The 335-nt window shown below is 66.0% G+C and carries 1 protein-coding gene; it reads right to left on the bottom strand.

Features of this window, described 5'->3' with window-relative positions; genetic code table 11:
• Window positions 1–335 (bottom strand): hypothetical protein (locus tag DID98_RS36565; RefSeq protein WP_311767947.1); only part of this gene is annotated, 335 nt, incomplete at both ends.

Raw genomic sequence — 335 nt, 5'->3', positions numbered from 1 at the left:
TGTCGACCGGCCTGAGCTCGACCGATAGCTCGGTCGCTTCGCTGTCGACTTCCACGTCGACTGGCCTGTCGTCGGCTAACAGCTCGATCGGCTCGTTGTCCACGTCGACCTCGACCGGCATCAGCTCGCTGTCGACGGGCCTCAGCTCGACCGATAGCTCGGTCGCGTCGCTGTCGACCTCCACGTCGACCGGCCTCTCGTCGGCGACCAGCTCGATCAGCTCGCTGTCCACGTCGACCTCGACCGGCATCAGCTCGCTGTCGACCGGCCTGAGCTCGACCGATAGCTCGGTCGCTTCGCTGTCGACTTCCACGTCGACTGGCCTGTCGTCGGCT

It is taken from the genome of Burkholderia sp. Bp8984 (assembly GCF_003853755.1).
Classification (GTDB): domain Bacteria; phylum Pseudomonadota; class Gammaproteobacteria; order Burkholderiales; family Burkholderiaceae; genus Burkholderia.
The sequence above is the reverse complement of the archived record's forward strand: the minus strand, read 5'-3'. Positions and strand labels throughout refer to the sequence as shown.